Consider the following 24,123-nt stretch of genomic DNA (forward strand, 5'->3'; position numbering starts at 1 on the left):
CGTGGAGCGCTCGCTGGAGACCCAGGTGGACCAGGCCGTGGAGGCCTGGCTGCGCTGGGTGCCGCGCTGGGAGCCGTCCACGCACCGCGGCCGGGTCGCCCCGTGCCGTCGCTGTCTGGGCTCCCCGGTCCTGTCGGCGGCGGGGATCGGCGGGAACGTGCCGCACGGCGTGCAGCACGGACTGTCGACGCGGATCAAGACGATCGTCGATCACGCCGTGGCCGAGTACACGGCCGTGAACCTGCCCATGCTGCAGGGCGAGCTGGATCAGCAGGCCGCACGCAACCGCGCCCGCGCCTACCGGCCCGCCGAGGATCTCGAGCCCGAGTACGAGGGGATGCCGCTGGATCCGGATCCGGTGCCCGGCGCCCCGTTCCTGTTCACGATCGCCGGGATGGCCGACGAGGATGCGGGGGAGCTGCCCCCGCTGCCCCCGCTCAGCGACGAGGCGAAGGCGGCGCTGCGGCACGAGGTGGCGCTGGCCGACGACTACGCGAACGTGGTGGGGCGTGAGATCTGCGGCCTGATGCTGCGTCACCGGCTGCGCGTGCAGGCGGCGATCTCGGAGTATGTGGAACCGCAGATCGAGGCCATGCTGGCCGAGCTGACCGAGGCGCTGGACTCCCCGTTCGACCCCGACACGCCCTGACCCCGGTAAACCGAACATTCGCTGGGAGAGGCGATCGGGACTGGCGTCGACGCGCTCGCATGGCTATCGTTTTTCGATAGATACAGATCGCTTTTCGATAGGAGCGCCATGCAACCCCGGATCACCGCCGCACTCAAGGCGCTCATCGTCGTGCTGCTCGCGCTGCTGCTGGCCACTCAGGTGGTGCTCATCCCCGGCGTCGCCCTGCTTACCGCCGAGCGCAATCCCGAATTGGCGTATCTGGCCGTCCCCGGCATCGTCGGCGGCATCGTGCTGGTGGCGCTGATCGAACTCGTGCTGGTCTGCGTGTGGCGCCTGCTGTCGCTCGTGCGCGAGGACCGGATCTTCAGCCCAGGCTCGTTCCTCTACGTCGACATCATCATGATGACGATGGCTGCCTCGGCGGTGCTGATCGCGGCAGCCGTGGTCGTGCTCATGCTGGGGCACGCGGTGAACCCCTCGATCCTGCTGCTGGGCGTGGTCGGCGCGGTGATCGGCATTGCCCTCGCCCTGCTGGTCGGGGTGATGCGCGGGCTGCTGCGCAAGGCGCTCGAGCTCGAGCAGGATCTGTCCGAGGTCGTCTGATGCCCATCGTGATCGATCTCGACGTGCAGCTCGCGACGAAGAAGATGAGCGTGCAGGAGTTCGCCGACGCCATCGGCATCACGCCGGCCAACGTCGCCGTGCTCAAGAACGGCCGGGCCAAGGCCGTGCGCTTCACGACGCTCGACGCGATCTGCCGGGTGCTGGAGTGCCAGCCTGGCGACATCCTGCGTTGGATCCCGGAGGGCGAGGCATGAGCGCCTCCGCGGCCTGGGCGGCCACGGCGCTGGAGCGGCTGCGCGACGACACCCATTGTCCGGTCTGCGCCGCTGCGGTCTCGGGTCCCACCTGCCAGGCCTGCGGCGCGGACTTCCGCGGTTCGGAGGCCCAGGACCTCTGGTCGGCCTCGGTGCAGGCGGCCGCCGCGCTCGCACGTCGGGAGCAGCTGCTGGCGGCATTGCCCCGGAGCATCGCGCCGGAGACGGCTGCTGCGCGAGGTGGCGCATCTCAAGGGTCCATGTCGGGCGGATCCGGGTCAGTGTGGAGGGATCATGGCCTGGCCGGGTCGGTGTCGGGCCAACGTGAGCGGGCGGAGGGTGGGGGACGGCCCATCGCTGCGCCGCCCGGGGTGCTTCACAGCCCGCCGCCGGCTTCGGGAGGCCACGGGGCCGCGCCGCAGCGGAGCGCTCCGCTGCAGTCCCTGCTGTCGCTGGCCGGAGCCGGGTTGTTCGGCACAGCGGCGATCGTGTTCAGCTTCTTCACGCCAGATCTCGCCGACGCGGCGCGTACCGCCATCGTCGGCGCGACGGGTGCGCTGTTCCTTGCAGGCGGCGTGCTGCTCGCCCGCCGAGGACTGCGATTCTCCGCGGAGACCGTGGCCGGTCTCGCCCTGGTGTTCGCCGGGCTTGCCGCTCACGGCGCCGTCGCCGCTGCGCCGGGCACCGATCGCTGGCTGCTCGGCGCCGTTGTGACGGCCGCGGGTTCCGCGGCGCTCCTCGCTGTCGCCGGTCGGGCGGGACTGCGCATCTGGCTCTGGGCGGGCGCGGTCGGACTCGCCGTGGCGCCGGCGATGCTCGCCGGAGTCGGCGGCATCGGCGATGCCGGCCTGCTCGCGGTCGTCGCGGTCGCCTTCGTGTCACTCGCGGGGGTCGCCGCGCTGCCGCGGCTGGGGGCGCGGTTCCTCGCCGACGCCGCGGTCTTCCCCGCCGGTCCGGACCAGGCAGGCCGGGAAGACCGCGCGGAGGGACCCTCCGGCGGTCGGCTGTCGTTCGAACCGATCCCGAGCGGCTCCTCGGCGACCGGCCCGGATCCAGCCACGTCGGTCCGGGAGCACGGCCCGGATCCGGCACCGCTCGCCCTCGAGCGCGACTCCCTCATCGTCGCGCAGGCGGTCGCCGTGATGATCGTGCTGCTCGTGAGCGCCGACCGGCTGCTGACCTTTGCGGGCACGATGCCCGTGCTCGCCGTCGCCGCAGTGCTCGTCTGCGCGCATGCGCTCCTCGCCACGCGCAACGGGGGCGCGGTCGCATGGAGCATCGTCTCGGGCGTCGCCGGCGCCGGCGCTCCCGTGCTGGTGACGCTGAGCTTCGCGCCCCGCATGGGGGCGCCGTCGTTCCTGGTCACGTGCGCGGCGGGGGTCGGGCTGGGCCTCGTGCTGCTCGGTGCCGTGCTGCCGCTGCCGCGCACCGCGCGCCCGGTCGCCGTCGCGGGCGGCGCGCTGGGTGTGCTGGCTGTCGCGCTCGTGCCCGGAGGGATCTTCACCGCACTCGCGGGCGGATCCGTCCTGGCGCGTGTCGCCGGGCGCACGGCGCTCGCGGTCGGTCCGGTCGGCGAACTGCCCGTCGATCTGGGGTGGGCGCTGGTGGTGAACCTCGCGATCGGCGCCACCGCACTCGGAACGGTGGCCACCCTGGCGCGGAGGCGGAGCGCGACGTTCCGTGCCGTGTTCGCGGTGCTGGCGATCGTGCCCGGTTCGTTCGCGGTGCTCGCACTCGGGGCGTCTGCGCTCCTGGAGGCGCCGTTGCGCATCGGCCTGCTGCTGGTCGCCGGAGTCTCGGTGGCGCTGGTCGTGCGAGTGCCGCGACGGCGGATCGGGGAGGTCGCCCGGATCCTCAGTCTCCTCGCAGCCCATATCGCGGTCGCACTCGCGGCGTTCGTGGGCGCGGAGGACCCGGCGCTCATGCCCGCGGCCGGCGTTGCGACCCTTCTCGCTCTGTCCGCGCTCGGCGTGGCGCTGCCCGCGGGCTGGCGGTTTCTGCTGGTCGGCTCTGGCTTCGGCTACGCGCTCGTGGTGCTCTCCTCGGGGCTCGCCCTCGCCGGTATCGGCGGGGTCGCGCTGCTCAGCATCGTCGCGACGACGGGGCTGCTCGCGGTCGCCGCGGTCACGGCGTCACGGTTGGTACCGGCGCGCTCCTGGCAGGCGATGCTCGTGGTGGCCGCCGTGCCGTTCGCCATCGGGGTCGCCCAGGTGCTCGTCGAACGCAGCGGCTGGACGGCACTACCCACGGCCGCGATGGCCGTGCTCGCCACACTGCTGCTGGGCACGCGGCGCGAGGGCGCGGTGCCCGCCGTACGGCTGCTCGCGGCGGCCGTGATCGTTCCGGCTCTCGCGGTATCGGTTCTCTGTCTGGGCGCCCAGGTGCTCGCGATGAGCGCCTCGCCCGTGGTGCTGCCGGTGATCGCGGCGATCGTGGCGGGCGTGCTGCCTTGTACCCGCGAGGTCCGCCGCGTGATCGTCGACCACGGGCTGGGCCGCATCGTGGCGGCGCAGGTGCAGACGGCGCTCGAGTCGGGCGCTCTGCTCACCGGTGCGCTCGCCGTGGTGCTGGCGCTCGTGCGCGACGCCGCGGGGTTCGGCACGGCGTGCGCCGTACTGTCGCTGATCGCGGCCGGGTCGGGTGTCGCCACCGTCACGACGGGTCGGAGGCACCTGCGTGCGGTCGCGGCAGTCGCCGCCACGGGCGCGCTGTGGTCGGCATGCACTGTGCTCGGGGTGGGCCTGGCGGAGGTGTACCTGCTGCCGCCTGCGCTCGCTGCCGTGGCGTTCGGCATCGTGCGCGCGCTGCGGGGCGGTGCTGGGGCGGTGTTCGTCGCGGTCGGATCTGCCGGGGCGGTGGCTCCGGTGCTCGTGCTCATCGGGGTGGGCGCCGCGGACACCTCTCCCTGGCGCACGGGGGCGCTGCTCGTGGTGTCGTGGCTGCTCGCAGCGGTCGGGGGCGTGCTCGCCCGGAAGCTGCGGGGGGACGAGGGCGGCAGCGATGGCGGCGGTGTCGCGAAGGCGAAGGCGGGGGCTTCGGCGGGGGGCACATCCAGGGTGGCGCCGGAGGCGTACGCCACGGTCCGCCGTCTGCGGCTCACCGCGGCGTGGCTGACGGCGGCGTCGATCGCGGCGGGGCTGGCCGGCGCCGTGCAGGCGGTGCTGCTGGCTCGGGGAGGGGGACTGGCCGGGCTGTTGTCCGCACCACTCGCCGCCGGGCCGCTGTTCCTGGCGTGCGCGGGGCTCTCGGTCGTGGGTGGCGCGGGCATGGCGTTCGGTGCGGCGGCACTGCGTGCGATCGCGCCGACCGCCGCGGTGCGACAATCCCGGTGGCTCTTCGTCCCCGCGCTCGTGGCGACCACGGCGGGCGTGTGGCCCGCGATCCAGAGGGACTGGTTCTCGATCTGGGGCATGTGGTCGCTCATGCTCGTGCTGCTGGTGGCGATGGCGCTCACCGCGCGACGGGTCGCCCGCGGCGCGTTCGCCGTCGCGCCGGTGTGGCTCCTGTTCGTCCTCGCGTTCGTGACCGCGGTCGTCGCGTGGAGCCCGCGCGATCTACGTGTGGAGTGGTTCTCGCTCCCGCTCGGACTGTTCCTGATCGTGGCGGGGATGCAGGGCAGGTTCGGCGGATCCTCCCCGCTCCTCGGCCACGAATCGCGGTCTTCTCAGGCGCAGACCCGCAGTCTGCGACCTGCGAGCGCCGATGCGGCGCCCGGGGAGGCGGAGCCGACGACGCCCCCGGCGCCGTTCGCAGGCCTGCACGACTGGCCGAGGGGTGTGACGGGATCCTGGGCGCTGCTGGCGCCCGGCATCGTCGTGACGATGCTCGCCTCGGTCGTGTCGACGTTCACGGATCCGCTCACGTGGCGCGCAATCCTGGTCATGGTGTGCGCGCTGATCGCGATCCTCGTCGGTGCGACCCGGCGGCTGGCAGCGCCGTTCCTCATAGGGCTGATCGTGCTCCCGATCGAGAACGTGTTCGTGTTCGCGGTGCAGATCGGCCGGGACATCGAATCGATGCCCTGGTGGATCACGCTCGCGGTGATGGGGGCGGTGCTGCTCATCATCGCGACCACGGCCGAACGGCGCGCCGAGCGCGCCCCGATGACCGCGCGCCTGCGGGACCTGCGCTGACCGGATGGGATCCCGCCTGCGGATCGGCGTGAGTGCACTGGAGCGGCGTTGCAACGACGGGTCGGACCGCGGGCACTGCGTGCTCCTCCGGGCCTCCCGGCGCAGGTCGCCGCGCAGCGTCCGGCGCATGCGCGGACGGCCGTCCATTTGACCAGAACAAGTCGCCGCATTACGATAGAGCGGGTATGCGTGTGTCTTGACGCGCGCGTACCGGGCGCCGGCACTCGCCGGTTCCGCCCCCACGGCATACCCACCACGCAAACGCAGGCCGATTTCGGCGTGCGGGCGGGTCTGATGTGAAGCCCATCACGCTGTCACCGTGCAGCACAACTAGGAGAAGCAGTGCCAACTATTCAGCAGTTGGTTCGCAAGGGTCGTTCGCCCAAGGTCACCAAGACCAAGGCTCCCGCCCTCAAGTCGAACCCGCAGCAGGCCGGCGTGTGCACCCGCGTGTACACCACCACCCCGAAGAAGCCGAACTCGGCGATGCGCAAGGTCGCTCGTGTGAAGCTCCGCAACGGCACCGAGGTCACCGCGTACATCCCCGGTGAGGGCCACAACCTGCAGGAGCACTCGCTGGTGCTCGTGCGTGGTGGTCGTGTCAAGGACCTCCCCGGTGTCCGCTACAAGATCGTCCGCGGCGCCCTGGACACCCAGGCCGTCAAGAACCGTAAGCAGGCTCGTTCCCGCTACGGCGCGAAGAAGGGTTGAGTTAGATGCCTCGTAAGGGCCCCGCCCCCAAGCGCCCCGTTGTCAACGACCCGGTCTACGGCGCACCGATCGTCACCTCCCTGGTGAACAAGATCCTGGTCGACGGCAAGAAGTCCCTCGCAGAGTCGATCGTCTACGGCGCCCTCTCGGGTGTCGAGGCGAAGAACGGTCAGGACGCCGTCGCCACCCTGAAGAAGGCGCTCGACAACGTGCGCCCGACCCTCGAGGTCCGCAGCCGCCGCGTCGGCGGCTCGACCTACCAGGTCCCGGTCGAGGTGAAGCCGCACCGCGCGAACACCCTCGCCCTCCGCTGGCTCGTGAGCTACGCGAAGAGCCGTCGCGAGAAGACCATGACCGAGCGTCTCCAGAACGAGATCCTGGACGCCTCGAACGGCCTGGGTGCCGCGGTCAAGCGCCGCGAGGACACTCACAAGATGGCCGAGTCGAACCGCGCCTTCGCGCACTACCGCTGGTAATCACCCAGTCGGGTCAGGATCGGCCCCGCAGCCTGTCGCAGGGCTTGCAGGGGCCGATCCTGACACCCCACGTCACTTCGTCGTACAACGACAGCAGAGGATAAGGAAACGCCCGTGGCACAAGAAGTGCTCACCGACCTGAGCAAGGTCCGCAACATCGGCATCATGGCGCACATCGATGCCGGTAAGACGACGACGACCGAGCGCATCCTGTTCTACACGGGTGTGAACCACAAGCTCGGCGAGACCCACGACGGTGCGTCGACGACCGACTGGATGGAGCAGGAGAAGGAGCGCGGCATCACGATCACGTCTGCCGCCGTGACCTGCTACTGGGACAAGAACCAGATCAACATCATCGACACCCCCGGCCACGTCGACTTCACCGTCGAGGTGGAGCGCTCGCTGCGCGTGCTCGACGGCGCGGTCGCCGTGTTCGACGGCAAGGAGGGCGTCGAGCCCCAGTCCGAGACCGTGTGGCGTCAGGCCGACAAGTACAACGTCCCGCGCATCTGCTTCGTCAACAAGATGGACAAGCTGGGCGCGGACTTCTACTACACGGTCGACACGATCGTGAACCGCCTCGGCGCGAAGCCCCTCGTCATCCAGCTGCCGATCGGCTCTGAGAACGACTTCGTCGGCGTCGTCGACCTCGTCGAGATGCGGGCGCTGGTCTGGGCCGGTGACGCCAAGGGCGACGTGACCATGGGCGCGTCGTACGAGATCCAGGAGATCCCGGCCGACCTGCAGGAGAAGGCGGCGGAGTACCGTCAGCACCTCCTGGAGACCGTCGCCGAGACCGACGACGTGCTGCTGGAGAAGTTCTTCGGCGGCGAAGAGCTCACGGTCGCCGAGATCAAGGGCGCGATCCGCAAGCTCACCGTCGCCTCCGAGATCTACCCGGTGCTGTGCGGCTCCGCATTCAAGAACCGCGGCGTGCAGCCGATGCTGGACGCGGTCGTCGACTACCTGCCGAACCCGCTCGATGTGGGCTCCATCCAGGCGCACGACCCGAAGGACTACGACACGATCATCGAACGTCACCCCGACGCCAAGGACCCGTTCGCCGCGCTGGCGTTCAAGGTCGCGGTGCACCCGTTCTTCGGTCGCCTCACCTACGTGCGCGTCTACTCGGGCCACCTGGACTCCGGTTCCGCGGTCGTCAACTCGACCAAGGGCAAGAAGGAGCGCATCGGGAAGATCTTCCAGATGCACGCCAACAAGGAGATCCCGGTCGCCTCGGTCACCGCCGGCAACATCTACGCGGTCATCGGCCTCAAGGACACCACCACCGGTGACACCCTCACCGACCCGGCGTCCCCGGTCGTGCTCGAGTCGATGACGTTCCCCGAGCCCGTCATCGAGGTCGCGATCGAGCCGAAGACGAAGGCCGACCAGGAGAAGCTGGGTGTCGCCATCCAGAAGCTCGCCGAAGAGGACCCGACCTTCCGCACCGAGCTCAACCCCGAGACCGGTCAGACGACCATCAAGGGCATGGGCGAGCTGCACCTCGACATCCTCGTCGATCGCATGAAGCGCGAGTTCAACGTCGAGGCGAACGTCGGCAAGCCCCAGGTCGCCTACCGCGAGACGATCCGCAAGGCCGTCGAGAAGCACGACTACACGCACAAGAAGCAGACCGGTGGATCGGGTCAGTTCGCGAAGATCCAGTTCACGATCGAGCCGCTCGACCTCGACGGCGACAAGACGTACGAGTTCGTGAACGGCGTCACCGGCGGTCGCATCCCGCGCGAGTACATCGGTTCGATCGACGCCGGTTTCCAGGACGCGATGAACGTCGGCGTGCTCGCCGGCTACCCGATGGTGGGCGTCAAGGCGACCATCGTCGACGGTGCCGCTCACGACGTCGACTCCTCGGAGATGGCGTTCAAGATCGCCGGATCGATGGGCTTCAAGGAGGCCGCGCGCCGCGCGGACCCCGCGCTCCTCGAGCCGCTGATGATGGTCGAGGTGCGTACGCCCGAGGAGTACATGGGCGACGTCATCGGCGACCTGAACTCGCGTCGTGGCCAGATCCAGTCCATGGAGGACGCCCAGGGCGTCAAGGTCGTGCGCGCGTCGGTCCCGCTGTCCGAGATGTTCGGCTACATCGGCGACCTGCGCTCGAAGACCTCGGGCCGTGCGGTCTACTCCATGGAGTTCGAGCGCTACTCCGAGGTCCCGCGCGCGGTGGCCGACGAGATCATCCAGAAGACCAAGGGCGAATAAGCCCGAGGAGCCTGGTGGGCTCCGATCCCTGAGCTCGTCGAAGGGGAGCCCACCAGGCACTCAGACAACTTCACATCGTCTCTCTACTAAACTGAGAAAATGAACCCGTAGGGAAACGGTCACAATCCGGTGACCGGTGCCCCTACACGACGTCCTGAGGAGGACCCAGTGGCTAAGGCCAAGTTCGAGCGGACCAAGCCGCACGTGAACATCGGAACGATCGGTCACGTCGACCACGGCAAGACCACGCTCACCGCCGCGATCTCGAAGGTGCTCGCCGACAAGTACCCGTCGGCCACCAACGTGCAGCGCGACTTCGCGTCGATCGACTCGGCTCCTGAGGAGCGTCAGCGCGGCATCACCATCAACATCTCGCACGTCGAGTACGAGACCCCGAAGCGTCACTACGCGCACGTCGACGCGCCCGGTCACGCCGACTACATCAAGAACATGATCACCGGTGCCGCTCAGATGGACGGCGCGATCCTCGTGGTCGCCGCCACCGACGGCCCGATGGCGCAGACCCGTGAGCACGTTCTGCTCGCCAAGCAGGTCGGCGTGCCGTACCTGCTCGTCGCGCTGAACAAGGCCGACATGGTCGACGACGAGGAGATCCTGGAGCTCGTCGAGCTCGAGGTCTCCGAGCTGCTCGCCAGCCAGGGCTTCGACGAGTCCGCGCCGGTCGTGCGCGTCTCGGGCCTGAAGGCACTCGAGGGTGACGAGAAGTGGACCCAGTCCATCCTCGACCTCATGGAGGCCGTCGACAACTCGATCCCCGACCCGATCCGCGACAAGGACAAGCCGTTCCTGATGCCGATCGAGGACGTCTTCACGATCACCGGTCGTGGCACGGTCGTCACCGGCCGCGCCGAGCGCGGTACCCTCGCGATCAACTCCGAGGTCGAGATCGTCGGCATCCGCCCGACGCAGAAGACCACGGTCACCGGTATCGAGATGTTCCACAAGCAGCTCGACGAGGCATGGGCCGGCGAGAACTGCGGTCTTCTCCTCCGCGGCACCAAGCGCGAGGACGTCGAGCGCGGCCAGGTCGTCGTGAAGCCGGGTTCGATCACCCCGCACACCGACTTCGAGGGCACGGCGTACATCCTGTCCAAGGACGAGGGTGGGCGTCACAACCCCTTCTACACGAACTACCGCCCGCAGTTCTACTTCCGTACCACCGACGTCACCGGCGTCATCTCGCTGCCCGAGGGCACCGAGATGGTCATGCCCGGCGACACCACCGACATGTCGGTCGAGCTGATCCAGCCGATCGCCATGGAGGAGGGCCTCGGCTTCGCCATCCGTGAGGGTGGCCGCACCGTCGGCGCCGGCACGGTCACGAAGATCGTCAAGTAAGCAGCAGCTTCCTCGCAGAGGGGCCGGGCCTTCGGGTCCGGCCCCTCTGTCGTGCGCGGTCGACATCCGGGGTTCCGCTCACGCCGTCGGCCCGGCAGAATGGGGCGTGGTGCGGCCGATCTGCCGCCTCGATCAAGGGAGGGCATCCATATGGGTCTCGAAGACGCTTTCAACAACGTGGTGAACAAGGGCAAGGAGTTCATCGAGGAGAACAAGGAGAAGATCGACGGGGTGCTGCACAGCGAGCAGGCCGAGGGCATCAGCGACACCGTGCTCGGCGGCGCAGCCGATCTCGCGAAGAAGGTCGCGCCGGGTGCGGCGGAGCAGATCGACGGCGTCCGCGAAAACCTGGACAAGCAGGTCGGCAACGAGTGACTCCACTCGTCACCTGACGATCTCCGGAGGGCGGGGCGCCACGGCGCCCCGCCCTCCGTCGTGTCTTCTTCTTCTTCTGCTGCTGCTCGCCTGACGCCAGACGCCCCTGCGGGCGGCGGATCCGGGCATGTGGCGTCAGGGGAAGATGCCCGAGCGCCCGGCGGTTGGCGGATCAGTGCGGGCCGGGGCGCCAGCCGGCCTGCAGGAGGACCTCGCGGACACGCTGAACGGTGCGCCGCGGAACGCGGAGGTGATCCGCGGTGACCTGCACCACCCGCCATCCCACGGCGGCGTATGCCTGGTACTTCTCGATGTCGCTCTGCCAACGCCTCCGATCGGTGCGGTGGTAGTCGCCCTCGTACTCGACCGCCGTGCGGAAGGCCGGATAGGCGATCTCGCTGCAGCCGAGGAACCGTCCGCGGTCATCGCACACGTCGTGGTCCAGGACGGGGGCCGGAAGGCCTGTGCCGCTCGTCAGCACCAGCCGCAGTTCCGTCTCCTTCGGCGAGGCGGATCCGACCCGGATCAGCGTGCGGGCCTCGCGGAGCCTCCCGATCCCGACGCGGCGCCCCGCACGGGATCACGGCGTCGAGATCCTCGAACGTGGCCAATGGGGCGCGGAGCACGCGCCCGAACGGACCGGGGATCCGCGGCACCTGCACGGCGGCGTCGCCGACCGACACCAGCTCTTCGATGCTCAGCCGCGCGGCGAGCGATCCCCAGGTCGCCGCAGGGGTCGACATCGGGATCCCGGCCACGCGCATGACGGGATCCTGCGCGGCGACGGTCTCGTGCCCGCGAATCCGCCCGCCCCGCGGAGCGCGACCAGGCCCGTGGACCGCGGCCTCGACGAACACGCGGTCGGAGATCGCGAGCAGAGGATCCTCGTGCAGCGCGAACGCGTGACGCGGAAGCGGAAGGCCGTGGTGCGCCGCGGCCGTGGAATGGCTGAGATGCGCGTCGGGCGGCATGACGAGCGCATAGGCCGTCGACAGCGACCGCACGATGTCGACGAGCGGATCCCGGAACGGATCCTCGTCCTGATCCGCCTTTTCGTCTTCATCCGGGGAGGGCCGCATGCGGGCCGCGCGGAACGGCGCCGCGAATTCCGCGCGGCGCAGCTGTTTCGGGGTGGCGCCCGCAGCAGTCCCTTCCGCGAAGGTGAAGGAATCGCCGAGCGAAGAGGGCAGGGGCCGGGCACGGGGCATGAGGAGAGCCTCTGCGAATCCGCGCCCCGCCGGAGCGCCGAACGCAGACTCGGTGCACAACAGCCTCGACCGCCCGCCTGTGGAGAACGCACCGCCCCGCCCCGCCTCGGCCCCGCCCCGCCTCGGCCCAGCCCCGCCTCGGCCCCGCCCCGCCTCGGTCACCCGGTTCGCCTGACGCCAGATGCCCCTGAATGGGCAACGGAGGGGCGTCTGGCGTCAGGCGAGCAGCGAAGAGGGGCCGGGGCGGGCGGATCGGGGGCGGGGTGGCAGGATCGCGACACGCCCGAGTTTGCGACACGCCCGGGCTGCACGTAGACTACTGAGGTTCCACATTTCAGCGCGCGATCGCTCGCGCGCGGAATCACTGCCAGGGCTGTGCACAGACGGCGTCCTTCCTCCGGGAATCGGGCGCAGGGATCTGGGCCGCGGGCAGCAGAACACACAACCGACACCTCTTCACCGAGGCCCCGTCATGTGCGGGGGTCGGCTTCCGCGAGTCGTGAGGCTCCGGGCTGACAGCAGAACAGTGGTGCGCCCCTTCGCCGGGCCGGATCCGCAAGGATCCTGGCCTCGAGGAGGAGTGCGAAGGCGCAGAACGCGCCGTCGCGCGTCCAATGCCCCCGGATCACCCGGTCCGGGCAGGTACGACGCTTAATGAGAGAGAGCAGACAATGGCGGGACAGAAGATCCGCATTCGCCTGAAGTCGTATGACCACGAGGTCATCGACACGTCGGCCCGCAAGATCGTCGACACCGTGACCCGTGCGGGCGCGACTGTCGTCGGCCCGGTGCCGCTTCCGACCGAGAAGAACGTCGTGTGCGTCATCCGGTCGCCCCACAAGTACAAGGACAGCCGCGAGCACTTCGAGATGCGCACCCACAAGCGTCTGATCGACATCGTCGACCCGACGCCGAAGGCCGTCGACTCGCTCATGCGTCTCGACCTTCCTGCTGACGTCAACATCGAGATCAAGCTGTAAGGGGATCGCGATGGTCGACATCAACTCAAAGATTTCCAAGGGCCTGCTCGGCACCAAGCTCGGCATGACCCAGGTCTGGAACGAGAACGGCAAGCTGATCCCGGTCACCGTGATCGAGCTGGCCCCGAACGTGGTCACCCAGATCCGCACCCCCGAGAAGGACGGCTACAACGCCGTGCAGATCGCGGCCGGTCAGATCGACCCGCGCAAGGTCACGCAGCCCCTCGTCAAGCACTTCGAGGCCGCCGGTGTCACCCCCCGCCGCCACGTCACCGAGATCCGCACCGCGGACGCCGGCGACTACGCGCTGGGCCAGGAGCTCACCGTCGACGGCACTTTCGAGGCCGGCCAGCTCGTCGACGTCGTCGGCACGAGCAAGGGCAAGGGCTTCGCCGGTGTCATGAAGCGCCACAACTTCAAGGGCGTCTCCGCCTCGCACGGTTCGCACCGCAACCACCGCAAGCCCGGCTCGATCGGTGCTTCCTCGACCCCGAGCCGTGTCTTCAAGGGCATGCGCATGGCCGGTCGCATGGGTGGCGAGCGCGTGACCGTTCTCAACCTCACGGTGCACGCCGTCGACGCCGAGAAGGGTCTGCTGCTCGTCAAGGGCGCCGTCCCCGGCGCGCGCGGCCGCATCGTCTACGTCCGCAACGCAGTGAAGGGTGCCTGAGTCTCATGGCTGACACGACTCTCACGCTCGACGTGTTCGCCGGCGGCAAGAAGACCGGTACGGTCGACGCCCCCGCCGCGATCTTCGACGTCAAGACCAACGTCCCGCTGATCCACCAGGTCGTCGTGGCGCAGCTCGCCGCGGCTCGCCAGGGCACCCACTCGACCAAGCGTCGCGGTGAGGTCTCCGGTGCCGGTCGCAAGCCCTTCAAGCAGAAGGGCACGGGTAACGCCCGTCAGGGCTCGATCCGCGCGCCGCACATGACCGGTGGTGGCATCGTCCACGGCCCGAAGCCGCGCGACTACTCGCAGCGCACCCCCAAGAAGATGATCGCCGCCGCCCTGCTGGGTGCGCTGAGCGACCGCTTCCGCGGTGAGCGCCTGCACGTCGTCGAGTCCTTCGGCATCGAGGGCAAGCCGTCCACCAAGACGGCCGCCGCGTACCTGAAGGCGCTCCCGGGCAAGAACGTCCTCGTGGTCATCGACCGCGACGACGACCTGACCGCGCTGAGCGTCCGCAACCTGGGCGGGGTGCACGTGCTGTACTTCGACCAGCTCAACGCCTACGACGTGGTCAACTCCGACGACCTCGTCTTCACCAAGGCCGCCTTCGACGCGTTCGTCGCGCAGAAGACCGGCGCTACCGAGGAGGTCTCGGCATGAGCGACAACATCCTCGCCGCTGCTGCGAACAAGGACCCGCGCGACATCATCCTGAAGCCCGTCGTCTCCGAGAAGAGCTACGGACTGATCGATGAGGGCAAGTACACCTTCCTGGTGGACCCGCGCGCCTCGAAGACCGAGATCAAGCTCGCCATCGAGAAGATCTTCGACGTCAAGGTCGCGAGCGTCAACACGATCAACCGCGTCGGCAAGGCTCGCCGCACCCGCTTCGGCACCGGCAAGCGCAAGGACACCAAGCGCGCCATCGTCGCCCTCAAGTCGGGGACCATCGACATCTTCACGGCAGTGAACTGACCGGGGGATAAGGACAGAACATGGCTATTCGCAAGTACAAGCCCACGACCCCGGGTCTGCGCGGCTCGTCGGTGGCAGACTTCGCCGAGATCACCCGATCGACGCCGGAGAAGTCGCTGCTGCGTCCGCTCAGCAAGACCGGTGGTCGCAACAACCAGGGCCGCATCACCACCCGCCACATCGGTGGTGGCCACAAGCGCCAGTACCGCGTCATCGACTTCCGTCGCAATGACAAGGACGGCATCGACGCCAAGGTCGCTCACATCGAGTACGACCCCAACCGCACCGCGCGCATCGCGCTGCTGCACTACTTCGACGGCGAGAAGCGCTACATCCTCGCGCCGAACAAGCTGAAGCAGGGCGACGTCGTCGAGTCGGGCGCATCGGCCGACATCAAGCCGGGCAACAACCTGCCGCTGAAGAACATCCCGACGGGTACCGTCATCCACGCCATCGAGCTCCGCCCCGGCGGCGGCGCGAAGATGGCCCGCTCGGCCGGCGTCTCCGTGCGCCTGGTCGCGAAGGACGGCCCGTACGCTCAGCTGCGTCTGCCCTCGGGCGAGATCCGCAACGTCGACGCGCGCTGCCGTGCGACGATCGGCGAGGTCGGCAACGCCGAGCAGTCGAACATCAACTGGGGCAAGGCCGGCCGCATGCGGTGGAAGGGCGTTCGCCCGACCGTCCGCGGTGTCGCCATGAACCCGGTCGACCACCCGCACGGTGGTGGCGAGGGCAAGACGTCCGGTGGACGTCACCCCGTCTCCCCGTGGGGCCAGGCTGAGGGACGCACCCGTCACGCCAACAAGGAAAGCGACAAGTACATCGTGCGTCGCCGTAACGCTGGCAAGAAGCGCAAGTAGGAGTAAGAGAAGATGCCTCGCAGTCTTAAGAAGGGCCCCTTCGTCGACGAGCACCTGCTTCGCAAGGTGGTCGGTCAGAACGAAGCCGGCAGCAAGAACGTCATCAAGACCTGGTCGCGCCGGTCGATGATCATCCCCGCCATGCTGGGACACACCATCGCCGTGCACGACGGACGCAAGCACATCCCCGTGTTCGTGTCCGAAGCCATGGTCGGTCACAAACTGGGCGAGTTCGCGCCCACCCGCACCTTCCGCGGCCACGTGAAGGACGACAAGAAGGGGCGGCGTCGCTGATGGTCGAGTCCATTGCACGCGTGAAGCACATCCGCGTGACCCCGCAGAAGGCTCGTCGTGTGATCGCGCTCATCAAGGGCAAGCAGGCCGCTGAGGCCCTCGCCATCCTGAAGTTCGCGCAGCAGAGCGCGTCCGAGCCGATCTACAAGCTCGTGCACTCCGCCATGGCCAACGCTCAGGTGAAGGCCGATCGCGACGGCGAGTTCCTCGACGAGCAGGACCTGTACGTGAAGAACGTCTTCGTGGACGAGGGGACGACGCTGAAGCGTTTCCAGCCCCGCGCCCAGGGCCGCGCGTTCCAGATCAAGAAGCGCACGAGCCACATCACCGTCGTGCTGGCCACCCCCGAGGTCGCCGCGTCGACGGGCTCTGCGACCGACAAGAAGGCGAGCAAGTAATGGGACAGAAGGTAAACCCGTACGGCTTCCGCCTCGGTATCACCACGGACCACGTGTCCCGGTGGTTCTCTGACTCGACCAAGCCGGGTCAGCGCTACGCCGACTACGTGGCCGAGGACATCCGGATCCGCAAGCTCCTGCAGACGCAGCTCGACCGCGCCGGCGTGAGCAACATCGAGATCGAGCGGACCCGCGACCGCGTGCGTGTGGACATCCACACTGCGCGTCCCGGCATCGTCATCGGCCGCCGCGGCGCCGAGGCGGAGCGCATCCGCGGCGACCTCGAGAAGCTCTCGGGCAAGCAGATCCAGCTGAACATCCTCGAGGTCAAGAACCCCGAGGCCGACGCTCAGCTCGTCGCCCAGGGCATCGCCGAGCAGCTCTCTGCTCGCGTCGCCTTCCGTCGCGCCATGCGCAAGGGCCTCCAGGGTGCCCAGCGCGCCGGCGCCAAGGGCATCCGGATCCAGGTCTCGGGCCGCCTCGGCGGCGCGGAGATGAGCCGGTCGGAGTTCTACCGCGAGGGTCGTGTGCCGCTGCACACGCTGCGCGCGAACATCGACTACGGCTTCTACGAGGCCAAGACCACCTTCGGCCGCATCGGCGTGAAGGTCTGGATCTACAAGGGCGACCTCACCAACAAGGAGCTTGCCCGCGAGCAGGCCAACGCACCGAAGTCCCGTCGTGACGACCGTGGTGGCGACCGTCGCCGCGGCCCGCGCAGCGAGGCTCCCGTCGCAGAAGGAGCGTCTGCCTGATGCTTATCCCTCGTAAGGTCAAGTTCCGCAAGCAGCACCACCCGAAGCGCGACGGCGCCGCCACCGGCGGCACCAAGGTCTCCTTCGGCGAGTACGGCATCCAGGCGCTCACCTCCGCGTATGTGACCAACCGTCAGATCGAGTCCGCTCGTATCGCGATGACCCGTCACATCAAGCGCGGTGGAAAGGTGTGGATCAACATCTACCCCGACCGCCCGCTCACCAAGAAGCCTGCCGAGACCCGCATGGGTTCCGGTAAGGGTTCCCCCGAGTGGTGGGTCGCCAACGTCAAGCCGGGCCGCGTCCTCTTCGAGGTCGCGGGCGTGAACGAGCAGCTCGCTCGCGAGGCGCTCACCCGGGCCATTCACAAGCTGCCGCTCAAGGCACGCATCATCAAGCGCGAGGAGGGCGACGCGTAATGGCGATCGGCACCAAGGAGCTCGGTGTGACCGAGCTCGACACGTTCGAAGACCAGCGCCTCGTCGAGGAGCTGCGTAAGGCCAAGGAGGAGCTGTTCAACCTCCGTTTCCAGTCGGCCACCGGCCAGCTGGAGAGCCACGGCCGCATCCGCGCCGTCAAGCGCGACATCGCGCGCCTGTACACCGTGATCCGCGAGCGCGAGCTGGGCATCCGTGCGACGCCCGCTCCGGTCGAGGCTCCGGCGAAGAAGGCGTCCAAGGCAAAGGCGAAGAAGGCCGACGAGGCTGACGCGCCCAAGGAGGAGGCCGAGTAATGGCTGAGAAGAAGGCTGCTGCCGCCACGGCAGAGGTCGTCTCGCACGATGTGCGCGACGCCGACGCCCGCGGTTACCGCAAGTCGCGCCGCGGCTACGTCGTCAGCGACAAGATGGACAAGACCATCGTCGTCGAGGTCGAGGACCGCGTGAAGCACCCGCTCTACGGCAAGGTCATCCGCCGCACGACCAAGGTCAAGGCCCACGATGAGAACAACACCGCCGGCATCGGCGACCTCGTCCTCATCAACGAGACCCGCCCGCTGAGCGCCACCAAGCGCTGGCGTCTGGTGGAGATCCTGGAGAAGGCAAAGTGATCCAGACCGAGTCCCGCCTCAAGGTCGCCGACAACACCGGCGCCAAGGAGCTGCTCACCATCCGCGTGCTCGGCGGCTCCAGCCGTCGTTACGCCGGCGTGGGCGACATCATCGTCGCCACGGTGAAGGACGCGATCCCCGGTGGGAACGTGAAGAAGGGTGACGTCGTCAAGGCCGTCATCGTCCGCACCGTGAAGCAGACCCGCCGTCCCGACGGCTCGTACATCAAGTTCGACGAGAACGCCGCCGTGATCCTGAAGAACGACGGGGAGCCCCGCGGCACCCGCATCTTCGGTCCGGTCGGTCGTGAGCTTCGCGACAAGAAGTTCATGAAGATCGTCTCGCTCGCCCCGGAGGTGCTGTAACTCATGGCGAACATCAAGAAGGGTGACCTGGTTCAGGTCATCAACGGCCGCAAGCAGGAAAAGGGCGGCGACCGCGGCAAGCAGGGCAAGGTCCTCGAGATCCTCGTCGAGCAGAACCGCGTCATCGTCGAGGGCGTGAACTACGCCACGAAGCACAGCCGCGTCGGCCAGACGCAGCGCGGCACCAAGACGGGCGGCATCGAGACCATCGAGGCTCCCATCCACATCTCGAACGTCGCCCTGGTCGACCCCGAGACGAAGAAGCCGACCCGTGTCGGTCACCGCGTCGAGGAGCAGGTCAAGGACGGCGTGAAGCGCACGGTCCGCGTGCGCTACGCGAAGAAGAGCGGTAAGGACCTCTGATGGCGGCTACTGACGCTGCGGGTGCTGTCAAGGTGCAGCCCCGCCTGAAGGCGAAGTACAACAACGAGATCAAGAAGGCCCTGCAGGACGAGTTCGGCTACGAGAACGTCATGCAGATCCCCGGCCTCGTCAAGGTCGTCGTCAACACCGGTGTCGGTGAAGCGGCGCGCGACTCCAAGGTGATCGATGGTGCGGTCGACGACCTCACCAAGATCACCGGCCAGAAGCCGATCGTCACGAAGGCCCGCAAGTCGATCGCGCAGTTCAAGCTGCGCGAGGGACAGCCCATCGGCGCGCACGTCACCCTCCGCGGTGACCGCGCCTGGGAGTTCGTGGACCGCCTCGTGAACCTCGCACTGCCGCGCATCCGCGACTTCCGCGGCCTGAGCAGCAAGCAGTTCGACGGCAACGGCAACTACACCTTCGGCCTCACGGAGCAGAGCGTGTTCCACGAGATCGACCAGGACCGCATCGACCGGGTCCGCGGTTTCGACATCACCGTCGTCACCACGGCGAAGAGCGACGACGAGGGCCGCGCACTCCTGCGCCACCTCGGCTTCCCCTTCAAGCCCGCCGACGCGCAGGCGTAAGACCATGTTCTGAAGACCGGATCCCCGGGTTCGCCCTGGGGATCCGGTCTTCGGGCGTGTCGCACGTCACGTACAATAGAAAATTGCGTGCTCATCGCAGGCCGTCTGCCGTGTAACGGCAGCCGGAACCTCATGAACGAAAGAAGACAACTATGACGATGACAGACCCGGTCGCAGATCTGCTGACCCGTCTGCGCAACGCGAACTCGGCGCATCACGATTCCGTGACCCTGCCGTCGAGCAAGCTCAAGACCCACATCGCCGCGATCCTCCAGCAGGAGGGCTACATCGCCGGTTGGGAGGTCGCTGACGCCCGCGTCGGAAAGAACCTCACGATCGAGCTGAAGTACGGCCCGAACCGCGAGCGGTCGATCGCCGGCATCAAGCGCGTCTCGAAGCCCGGCCTCCGCGTGTACGCGAAGTCGACGGAGCTCCCCAAGGTGCTCGGCGGCCTCGGCGTCGCGATCCTGTCCACCTCCTCCGGTCTGCTGACCGACCGGCAGGCAGAGCAGAAGGGCGTGGGCGGAGAAGTTCTCGCCTACGTGTGGTGATCTGACATGTCGCGTATTGGACGACTTCCCATCGTGATCCCCGCAGGCGTGACCGTTTCGGTCGACGGCCGCGAGGTTTCGGTGAAGGGCCCCAAGGGTGAGCTCGCGCTCACCGTGGCCTCTCCCATCGAGGTGTCGGTCGAGGAGGGCCAGGTTCTGGTCACCCGCCCGGACGACGAGCGCGCTTCGCGTTCGCTGCACGGCCTCACCCGCACCCTCATCAACAACGACATCATCGGCGTGACCGAGGGCTACACCAAGGGCCTCGAGGTCGTCGGCACCGGTTACCGCGTGCAGCAGAAGGGCAGCTCGGTCGAGTTCGCCCTCGGCTTCTCGCACCCGGTCCTGATCGACCCGCCCGCCGGCATCACCCTGACGGTCGAGGGCAACAACAAGCTCACCATCAGCGGCATCTCGAAGCAGGCCGTCGGCGAGGCGGCTGCGAACATCCGCAAGATCCGCAAGCCCGAGCCGTACAAGGGCAAGGGCGTGCGCTACGCCGGCGAGGTCGTGCGTCGCAAGGCCGGAAAGAGTGGTAAGTAACCATGGCTATCACCTCGAAGTCCGACGCTCGTTCGCGTCGTCACGCCCGTCTTCGCAAGAAGATCCAGGGCACCGAGGCGCGTCCGCGCCTCGTCGTCACCCGCTCTGCCCGTCACGTCTTCGTGCAGCTCGTGGACGACAGCAAGGGCCGCACCGTGGCCAGCGCCTCCACCCTCGAGAACGACCTGCGTGCGTTCGACGGTGACAAGACCGCCAAGGCCCGCAAGGTCGGCGAGCTCGTCGCCGAGCGTGCGAAGCTCGCCGGCGTCTCTGAGGCCGTGTTCGACCGTGGTGGCAACCGGTACGCCGGTCGCGTCGCGGCCATCGCCGATGGCGCCCGTGAAGGGGGGCTGGCACTGTGAGTGACATCAAGGAGAACGAAGTGACCGAGACGGCTCCCGCCGCCGAGAACGCGGCCGGTACCGAGGCTCCCCAGCGCGAAGAGCGCCGGGGCGGTCGCGGAGGCCGTGACCGTGGCCAGGGCGGCCGCGACCGCAACTCGCGTGACCGTGGGGACAACCAGTTCCTCGAGCGCGTCGTGACCATCAACCGCGTGTCGAAGGTCGTCAAGGGCGGCCGTCGCTTCAGCTTCACCGCGCTCGTCGTGGTGGGTGACGGCAACGGTCTCGTGGGCGTCGGCTACGGCAAGGCCCGTGAGGTTCCCCTCGCCATCTCGAAGGGTGTCGAGGAGGCCAAGCGCAACTTCTTCCGCGTGCCGCGCTCCGCGTCGACCATCCCGCACCCGGTGCAGGGCGAGGCCGCTGCCGGCGTCGTGCTGCTGCGTCCGGCTGCCGCCGGTACCGGTGTCATCGCCGGTGGTCCGGTCCGCGCCGTGCTCGAGTGCGCCGGGATCCACGACGTGCTGTCGAAGTCGCTCGGCTCGTCGAACACGATCAACATCGTGCACGCGACGGTGGCCGCCCTGAAGCAGCTCGAGGAGCCCCGTGCGGTCGCCGCACGTCGTGGCCTCGAGTTCGACCAGGTCGCCCCGGCGCGTCTCGTCCGCGCAGAGGCCGAGGCCATCGCTGCGCAGAAGGCAGGTGCCTGATGGCTGCGCGCCTCAAGGTCACGCAGGTCAAGTCCAAGGTGAGTGAGAAGCAGAACCAGCGCGACACGCTGCGTTCCCTCGGCCTCAAGCGGATCGGCGACTCGGTCGTCCGTCCCGACGACGCACAGACCCGCGGCTACGTCCGCGCGGTCGCTCACCTCGTCAAGGTTGAGGAGATCGACTAATGGCTGAGAAGAAGGAGGCGGCGACGAAGACCGCCGCCAAGAAGCCGGCCGCCAAGGCTGCGGAGGCTCCGGTCTCCCGTCCCGGCGTCCTGAAGGTGCACCACCTGCGTCCGGTCCCCGGCGCCAACACCGCGAAGACCCGTGTCGGTCGCGGTGAGGGTTCCAAGGGCAAGACCGCCGGTCGCGGCACCAAGGGCACCAAGGCCCGCAACACCGTTCGCGTCGGCTTCGAGGGTGGGCAGATGCCGCTGCACATGCGCACCCCGAAGCTGCGCGGGTTCAAGAACCCGTTCCGCGTCGAGTACCAGGTCGTGAACCTGGAGAAGCTCGCCGAGCTCTACCCGAAGGGGGGCGATGTCACCATCGCCGACCTCGTGGCCAAGGGCGCGGTCCGCAAGAACGAGAAGGTCAAGGTCCTGGGCAACGGCGACATCGCCGTGGCGCTGACCGTGTCCGTCGACAAGGTCTCCAGCTCCGCCGAGCAGAAGATCGTCGCCGCGGGCGGATCCATCAAGTAATACCCGTCATGAGGGGCCGGAGATTTTCTCCGGCCCCTCTTGCGTTACCCTGGGTCAGGACTGTCCTGTTTTCAGACGGTCGACCCCTTCAGGAGGCAAGCTTTTGTTCAGCGCCATCGCGCGGATCTTCCGCACGCCGGATCTGCGTCGCAAGATCGGCTTCACGATCGCGATCATCGCCATCTACCGTCTCGGATCCACGATCCCGGCACCCTTCGTGAGTTTTCCGAACGTGACGGAGTGCCTGGCGTCCAACAGCGGCACGGCCGGCCTGCTCGGGCTCGTCAACCTGTTCTCCGGCGGCGCTCTGCTGAAGCTGTCGATCTTCGCCCTCGGTGTGATGCCCTACATCACCGCGACGATCATCACCCAGCTGCTGCGCGTCGTGATCCCGCACTTCGAGACCCTGCACAAAGAGGGCCAGGCCGGCCAGGCCCGGCTGACGCAGTACACGCGCTACCTCACGATCGCGCTCGCACTGCTGCAGTCCACGACTCTCGTCACCGTCGCGCGCAGCGGCCAGCTGTTCGGCCAGACAAGCGTCGCCGCCTGCAAGCAGCTGCTCACGAACGACGTGTGGTGGGCGCAGCTGCTCATGATCGTCACCCTGACCGCCGGCACCGGCCTCATCATGTGGTTCGCCGAGCTCGTCACAGAGAAGGGCATCGGCAACGGCATGTCGCTGCTGATCTTCACCTCGATCGCCGCGACCTTCCCCGGCGCGATGTGGAGCATCTGGCAGACGAAGGGCTTCGAGGTCTTCCTGCTGGTGCTGGCGATCGGCATCATCGTGATGACGCTCGTGGTGTTCATCGAGCAGTCGCAGCGCCGGATCCCGGTGCAGTACGCGAAGCGGATGGTCGGCCGCCGCACCTACGGCGGCACCAACACGTACATCCCGATCAAGGTGAACATGGCGGGCGTGATCCCGGTCATCTTCGCCTCGTCGCTGCTGTACATCCCGATGCTGGTCGCGCAGTTCAACATCCCGCAGGACGGCAAGACGCCGCCGGCGTGGGCGACCTGGATCATGACGTACTTCGTCAAGGGCGACCACCCGGTCTACATGCTCACGTACTTCCTGCTGATCATCGGGTTCACCTACTTCTACGTCGCGATCACGTTCAACCCGGTCGAGGTCGCCGACAACATGAAGAAGTACGGCGGCTTCATCCCCGGCATCCGTGCGGGGCGTCCGACGGCCGAGTACCTCGACTACGTGCTGACGCGCATCACGCTGCCGGGATCCCTCTACCTCGGACTGATCGCCCTCATCCCGCTGATCGCCCTGGCGACCGTGGGTGCGAACCAGAACTTCCCGTTCGGCGGCGCCTCGATCCTCATCATCGTCGGCGTCGGGCTGGAGACGGTCAAGCAGATCGACGCACAACTGCAGCAACGGCATTACGAAGGGCTTCTCCGATGACGGCATCCGCACAGACCTCTGCACGCCTTCTCATCGTCGGACCTCAGGGTTCCGGCAAGGGCACGCAGGGCGTGCGGATCGCCGAGGCGTACGGGATCCCCGTCGTCTCGACAGGCGACATCTTCCGGGCCAACATCAAGGCAGGCACCGACCTCGGCAAGCAGGTCACCGCGATCCTCGACGCGGGTGACCTGGTCTCCGACGAGCTGACCGGAGCCCTGGTGCGCGACCGGCTGTCGCAGCCGGACGCGGCTGACGGCTTCCTGCTCGACGGGTACCCGCGCAACGCCGCACAGGTGAAGAACCTGGACGCGTTCCTGGCCGAGTCGGATTCGTCGCTCGACGCCGTGATCCTGCTGGACGTGCCGCGTGCCGAGGTCCTCGCGCGTCTGGAGCGGCGTTCGGCGGAGCAGGGCCGCGCCGACGACACCCCCGAGGCCATCGCGCACCGTCTGGACATCTACGAGGGCCAGACGGCGCCGATCCTGGAGGCCTACGGCGCGAAGGGCATCGTCGACCGGATCGACGGCGTCGGCGACCTCGACGAGATCACCGAGCGCGTCTTCCTGGCACTCGCGGCGCGCGGGCTCGTGGGCACGGCTGCGGTCTGA

At 68.2% G+C, this 24,123-nt stretch carries 33 protein-coding genes; 31 read left to right on the plus strand and 2 right to left on the minus strand.

Features of this window, described 5'->3' with window-relative positions; translation table 11 throughout:
• Position 1 precedes the first annotated feature (1 nt).
• The 9 genes from ABD882_RS10185 (at position 2) to ABD882_RS10225 (ending at position 10,732) form a co-directional block, all read left to right on the plus strand.
• Positions 2-649, plus strand: a complete 648-nt coding sequence (locus ABD882_RS10185; RefSeq protein WP_425563359.1) for a spermidine/putrescine ABC transporter substrate-binding protein — start codon at positions 2-4, stop codon at positions 647-649.
• 108 nt (positions 650-757) lie between these two features.
• Positions 758-1,234 carry a DUF2975 domain-containing protein gene (locus ABD882_RS10190; RefSeq protein ID WP_345186626.1) on the plus strand — a complete coding sequence of 159 codons (477 nt, stop codon included), beginning with the start codon at positions 758-760 and terminating at the stop codon, positions 1,232-1,234.
• A complete protein-coding gene (locus tag ABD882_RS10195; RefSeq protein ID WP_345186628.1) occupies positions 1,234-1,449 on the plus strand; it encodes a helix-turn-helix domain-containing protein in 216 nt (71 codons plus the stop codon). The genes ABD882_RS10190 and ABD882_RS10195 overlap by 1 nt, the downstream gene beginning before the upstream one ends.
• Complete coding sequence (locus tag ABD882_RS10200) at positions 1,446-5,582, plus strand: SCO7613 C-terminal domain-containing membrane protein (protein ID WP_345186630.1); 4,137 nt, start codon at positions 1,446-1,448, stop codon at positions 5,580-5,582. The genes ABD882_RS10195 and ABD882_RS10200 overlap by 4 nt, the downstream gene beginning before the upstream one ends.
• A gap of 342 nt (positions 5,583-5,924) precedes the next feature.
• The gene (gene rpsL, locus ABD882_RS10205; protein WP_017201609.1) at positions 5,925-6,293 is read left to right on the plus strand and encodes a 30S ribosomal protein S12; all 369 of its coding nucleotides are present in this window, start codon (positions 5,925-5,927) and stop codon (positions 6,291-6,293) included.
• Between the two features lie 5 nt (positions 6,294-6,298).
• The gene (rpsG, locus tag ABD882_RS10210) at positions 6,299-6,769 is read left to right on the plus strand and encodes a 30S ribosomal protein S7 (protein ID WP_045271034.1); all 471 of its coding nucleotides are present in this window, start codon (positions 6,299-6,301) and stop codon (positions 6,767-6,769) included.
• Between the two features lie 114 nt (positions 6,770-6,883).
• On the plus strand, positions 6,884-8,998 hold the full coding sequence (gene fusA, locus ABD882_RS10215) for an elongation factor G (RefSeq protein WP_345186635.1): 2,115 nt from the start codon (positions 6,884-6,886) through the stop codon (positions 8,996-8,998).
• A 168-nt stretch (positions 8,999-9,166) separates the two neighbouring features.
• Positions 9,167-10,357, plus strand: a complete 1,191-nt coding sequence (gene tuf, locus ABD882_RS10220) for an elongation factor Tu (RefSeq protein ID WP_345186638.1) — start codon at positions 9,167-9,169, stop codon at positions 10,355-10,357.
• 150 nt (positions 10,358-10,507) lie between these two features.
• Complete coding sequence (locus ABD882_RS10225; protein ID WP_345186640.1) at positions 10,508-10,732, plus strand: hypothetical protein; 225 nt, start codon at positions 10,508-10,510, stop codon at positions 10,730-10,732.
• A gap of 172 nt (positions 10,733-10,904) precedes the next feature.
• Here ABD882_RS10225 and ABD882_RS10230 read toward each other — a convergent pair whose 3' ends face one another.
• Complete coding sequence (locus tag ABD882_RS10230) at positions 10,905-11,165, minus strand: hypothetical protein (protein WP_345186642.1); 261 nt, start codon at positions 11,163-11,165, stop codon at positions 10,905-10,907.
• Positions 11,155-11,940, minus strand: a complete 786-nt coding sequence (locus ABD882_RS10235) for a hypothetical protein (RefSeq protein WP_345186643.1) — start codon at positions 11,938-11,940, stop codon at positions 11,155-11,157. Before ABD882_RS10235 ends, ABD882_RS10230 begins: the two co-directional genes overlap by 11 nt.
• 671 nt (positions 11,941-12,611) lie before the next feature.
• Here ABD882_RS10235 and rpsJ point away from each other — a divergent pair.
• The 22 genes from rpsJ (at position 12,612) to ABD882_RS10345 (ending at position 24,123) form a co-directional block, all read left to right on the plus strand.
• The gene (rpsJ, locus tag ABD882_RS10240) at positions 12,612-12,920 is read left to right on the plus strand and encodes a 30S ribosomal protein S10 (RefSeq protein WP_017201594.1); all 309 of its coding nucleotides are present in this window, start codon (positions 12,612-12,614) and stop codon (positions 12,918-12,920) included.
• Positions 12,921-12,930: 10 nt separating this feature from the next.
• Entirely contained in the window at positions 12,931-13,590 is a 660-nt protein-coding gene (rplC, locus tag ABD882_RS10245) for a 50S ribosomal protein L3 (protein ID WP_345186646.1), read from the plus strand.
• Positions 13,591-13,595: 5 nt separating this feature from the next.
• Entirely contained in the window at positions 13,596-14,252 is a 657-nt protein-coding gene (gene rplD / locus ABD882_RS10250) for a 50S ribosomal protein L4 (protein ID WP_345186648.1), read from the plus strand.
• Positions 14,249-14,566 carry a 50S ribosomal protein L23 gene (gene rplW, locus ABD882_RS10255; RefSeq protein WP_045249924.1) on the plus strand — a complete coding sequence of 106 codons (318 nt, stop codon included), beginning with the start codon at positions 14,249-14,251 and terminating at the stop codon, positions 14,564-14,566. Before rplD ends, rplW begins: the two co-directional genes overlap by 4 nt.
• Before the next feature lie 20 nt (positions 14,567-14,586).
• On the plus strand, positions 14,587-15,426 hold the full coding sequence (gene rplB / locus ABD882_RS10260; RefSeq protein ID WP_345186652.1) for a 50S ribosomal protein L2: 840 nt from the start codon (positions 14,587-14,589) through the stop codon (positions 15,424-15,426).
• Positions 15,427-15,438: 12 nt separating this feature from the next.
• The gene (rpsS, locus tag ABD882_RS10265; RefSeq protein WP_345186655.1) at positions 15,439-15,720 is read left to right on the plus strand and encodes a 30S ribosomal protein S19; all 282 of its coding nucleotides are present in this window, start codon (positions 15,439-15,441) and stop codon (positions 15,718-15,720) included.
• Positions 15,720-16,118, plus strand: coding sequence for a 50S ribosomal protein L22 (gene rplV / locus ABD882_RS10270; protein ID WP_345186657.1), 399 nt, complete (start codon positions 15,720-15,722; stop codon positions 16,116-16,118). The genes rpsS and rplV overlap by 1 nt, the downstream gene beginning before the upstream one ends.
• Positions 16,118-16,873 carry a 30S ribosomal protein S3 gene (gene rpsC, locus ABD882_RS10275; protein WP_345186659.1) on the plus strand — a complete coding sequence of 252 codons (756 nt, stop codon included), beginning with the start codon at positions 16,118-16,120 and terminating at the stop codon, positions 16,871-16,873. Before rplV ends, rpsC begins: the two co-directional genes overlap by 1 nt.
• Positions 16,873-17,292 (plus strand): 50S ribosomal protein L16, encoded by a 420-nt coding sequence (rplP, locus tag ABD882_RS10280; RefSeq protein WP_345186661.1) that lies wholly within the window; start codon positions 16,873-16,875, stop codon positions 17,290-17,292. The genes rpsC and rplP overlap by 1 nt, the downstream gene beginning before the upstream one ends.
• Positions 17,292-17,606, plus strand: coding sequence for a 50S ribosomal protein L29 (gene rpmC, locus ABD882_RS10285; RefSeq protein WP_045271047.1), 315 nt, complete (start codon positions 17,292-17,294; stop codon positions 17,604-17,606). Before rplP ends, rpmC begins: the two co-directional genes overlap by 1 nt.
• On the plus strand, positions 17,606-17,923 hold the full coding sequence (gene rpsQ, locus ABD882_RS10290; RefSeq protein ID WP_345186665.1) for a 30S ribosomal protein S17: 318 nt from the start codon (positions 17,606-17,608) through the stop codon (positions 17,921-17,923). The genes rpmC and rpsQ overlap by 1 nt, the downstream gene beginning before the upstream one ends.
• Positions 17,920-18,288, plus strand: coding sequence for a 50S ribosomal protein L14 (gene rplN / locus ABD882_RS10295; RefSeq protein WP_345186667.1), 369 nt, complete (start codon positions 17,920-17,922; stop codon positions 18,286-18,288). Before rpsQ ends, rplN begins: the two co-directional genes overlap by 4 nt.
• A gap of 3 nt (positions 18,289-18,291) precedes the next feature.
• Entirely contained in the window at positions 18,292-18,651 is a 360-nt protein-coding gene (rplX, locus tag ABD882_RS10300; protein WP_345186668.1) for a 50S ribosomal protein L24, read from the plus strand.
• Positions 18,651-19,241, plus strand: coding sequence for a 50S ribosomal protein L5 (rplE, locus tag ABD882_RS10305; RefSeq protein ID WP_345186670.1), 591 nt, complete (start codon positions 18,651-18,653; stop codon positions 19,239-19,241). Before rplX ends, rplE begins: the two co-directional genes overlap by 1 nt.
• Positions 19,242-19,393: 152 nt before the next feature.
• Entirely contained in the window at positions 19,394-19,792 is a 399-nt protein-coding gene (gene rpsH / locus ABD882_RS10310; protein WP_345186672.1) for a 30S ribosomal protein S8, read from the plus strand.
• Positions 19,793-19,798: 6 nt separating this feature from the next.
• On the plus strand, positions 19,799-20,335 hold the full coding sequence (gene rplF / locus ABD882_RS10315; protein WP_345186674.1) for a 50S ribosomal protein L6: 537 nt from the start codon (positions 19,799-19,801) through the stop codon (positions 20,333-20,335).
• Between the two features lie 2 nt (positions 20,336-20,337).
• Complete coding sequence (rplR, locus tag ABD882_RS10320; protein ID WP_345186675.1) at positions 20,338-20,697, plus strand: 50S ribosomal protein L18; 360 nt, start codon at positions 20,338-20,340, stop codon at positions 20,695-20,697.
• Positions 20,694-21,383: a 30S ribosomal protein S5 gene (gene rpsE / locus ABD882_RS10325; RefSeq protein ID WP_425563360.1), complete on the plus strand. Its 690-nt coding sequence runs from the start codon at positions 20,694-20,696 to the stop codon at positions 21,381-21,383. Before rplR ends, rpsE begins: the two co-directional genes overlap by 4 nt.
• Positions 21,383-21,568, plus strand: coding sequence for a 50S ribosomal protein L30 (gene rpmD, locus ABD882_RS10330; protein WP_045249910.1), 186 nt, complete (start codon positions 21,383-21,385; stop codon positions 21,566-21,568). Before rpsE ends, rpmD begins: the two co-directional genes overlap by 1 nt.
• On the plus strand, positions 21,568-22,086 hold the full coding sequence (gene rplO / locus ABD882_RS10335; RefSeq protein WP_345186682.1) for a 50S ribosomal protein L15: 519 nt from the start codon (positions 21,568-21,570) through the stop codon (positions 22,084-22,086). Before rpmD ends, rplO begins: the two co-directional genes overlap by 1 nt.
• A gap of 103 nt (positions 22,087-22,189) precedes the next feature.
• Positions 22,190-23,512 carry a preprotein translocase subunit SecY gene (gene secY / locus ABD882_RS10340; protein WP_345186683.1) on the plus strand — a complete coding sequence of 441 codons (1,323 nt, stop codon included), beginning with the start codon at positions 22,190-22,192 and terminating at the stop codon, positions 23,510-23,512.
• Positions 23,509-24,123 (plus strand): adenylate kinase, encoded by a 615-nt coding sequence (locus tag ABD882_RS10345; protein WP_345186685.1) that lies wholly within the window; start codon positions 23,509-23,511, stop codon positions 24,121-24,123. Before secY ends, ABD882_RS10345 begins: the two co-directional genes overlap by 4 nt.

It is taken from the genome of Microbacterium panaciterrae (assembly GCF_039541635.1).
Classification (GTDB): Bacteria; Actinomycetota; Actinomycetes; order Actinomycetales; family Microbacteriaceae; genus Microbacterium; species Microbacterium panaciterrae.

What these genes read in the sequence shown, in the direction of transcription:
- rpsJ (WP_017201594.1), top strand. Translation starts at nt 12,612, where the DNA reads ATGGCGGGACAGAAGATCCGCATTCGCCTGAAGTCGTATGACCACGAG.
- rplX (WP_345186668.1), top strand. Translation starts at nt 18,292, where the DNA reads ATGGCGAACATCAAGAAGGGTGACCTGGTTCAGGTCATCAACGGCCGC.
- rplE (WP_345186670.1), top strand. Translation starts at nt 18,651, where the DNA reads ATGGCGGCTACTGACGCTGCGGGTGCTGTCAAGGTGCAGCCCCGCCTG.
- ABD882_RS10225 (WP_345186640.1), top strand. Translation starts at nt 10,508, where the DNA reads ATGGGTCTCGAAGACGCTTTCAACAACGTGGTGAACAAGGGCAAGGAG.
- rpmC (WP_045271047.1), top strand. Translation starts at nt 17,292, where the DNA reads ATGGCGATCGGCACCAAGGAGCTCGGTGTGACCGAGCTCGACACGTTC.
- rpsQ (WP_345186665.1), top strand. Translation starts at nt 17,606, where the DNA reads ATGGCTGAGAAGAAGGCTGCTGCCGCCACGGCAGAGGTCGTCTCGCAC.
- rpsC (WP_345186659.1), top strand. Translation starts at nt 16,118, where the DNA reads ATGGGACAGAAGGTAAACCCGTACGGCTTCCGCCTCGGTATCACCACG.
- rpsG (WP_045271034.1), top strand. Translation starts at nt 6,299, where the DNA reads ATGCCTCGTAAGGGCCCCGCCCCCAAGCGCCCCGTTGTCAACGACCCG.
- rplD (WP_345186648.1), top strand. Translation starts at nt 13,596, where the DNA reads ATGGCTGACACGACTCTCACGCTCGACGTGTTCGCCGGCGGCAAGAAG.
- rplB (WP_345186652.1), top strand. Translation starts at nt 14,587, where the DNA reads ATGGCTATTCGCAAGTACAAGCCCACGACCCCGGGTCTGCGCGGCTCG.
- rplV (WP_345186657.1), top strand. Translation starts at nt 15,720, where the DNA reads ATGGTCGAGTCCATTGCACGCGTGAAGCACATCCGCGTGACCCCGCAG.
- ABD882_RS10200 (WP_345186630.1), top strand. Translation starts at nt 1,446, where the DNA reads ATGAGCGCCTCCGCGGCCTGGGCGGCCACGGCGCTGGAGCGGCTGCGC.
- rplC (WP_345186646.1), top strand. Translation starts at nt 12,931, where the DNA reads ATGGTCGACATCAACTCAAAGATTTCCAAGGGCCTGCTCGGCACCAAG.
- rplF (WP_345186674.1), top strand. Translation starts at nt 19,799, where the DNA reads ATGTCGCGTATTGGACGACTTCCCATCGTGATCCCCGCAGGCGTGACC.
- ABD882_RS10345 (WP_345186685.1), top strand. Translation starts at nt 23,509, where the DNA reads ATGACGGCATCCGCACAGACCTCTGCACGCCTTCTCATCGTCGGACCT.
- rpmD (WP_045249910.1), top strand. Translation starts at nt 21,383, where the DNA reads ATGGCTGCGCGCCTCAAGGTCACGCAGGTCAAGTCCAAGGTGAGTGAG.
- ABD882_RS10235 (WP_345186643.1), bottom strand. Translation starts at nt 11,940, where the DNA reads ATGCCCCGTGCCCGGCCCCTGCCCTCTTCGCTCGGCGATTCCTTCACC.
- rpsH (WP_345186672.1), top strand. Translation starts at nt 19,394, where the DNA reads ATGACGATGACAGACCCGGTCGCAGATCTGCTGACCCGTCTGCGCAAC.
- rpsS (WP_345186655.1), top strand. Translation starts at nt 15,439, where the DNA reads ATGCCTCGCAGTCTTAAGAAGGGCCCCTTCGTCGACGAGCACCTGCTT.
- rplO (WP_345186682.1), top strand. Translation starts at nt 21,568, where the DNA reads ATGGCTGAGAAGAAGGAGGCGGCGACGAAGACCGCCGCCAAGAAGCCG.
- rplR (WP_345186675.1), top strand. Translation starts at nt 20,338, where the DNA reads ATGGCTATCACCTCGAAGTCCGACGCTCGTTCGCGTCGTCACGCCCGT.
- ABD882_RS10190 (WP_345186626.1), top strand. Translation starts at nt 758, where the DNA reads ATGCAACCCCGGATCACCGCCGCACTCAAGGCGCTCATCGTCGTGCTG.
- rplW (WP_045249924.1), top strand. Translation starts at nt 14,249, where the DNA reads ATGAGCGACAACATCCTCGCCGCTGCTGCGAACAAGGACCCGCGCGAC.
- ABD882_RS10195 (WP_345186628.1), top strand. Translation starts at nt 1,234, where the DNA reads ATGCCCATCGTGATCGATCTCGACGTGCAGCTCGCGACGAAGAAGATG.
- rplP (WP_345186661.1), top strand. Translation starts at nt 16,873, where the DNA reads ATGCTTATCCCTCGTAAGGTCAAGTTCCGCAAGCAGCACCACCCGAAG.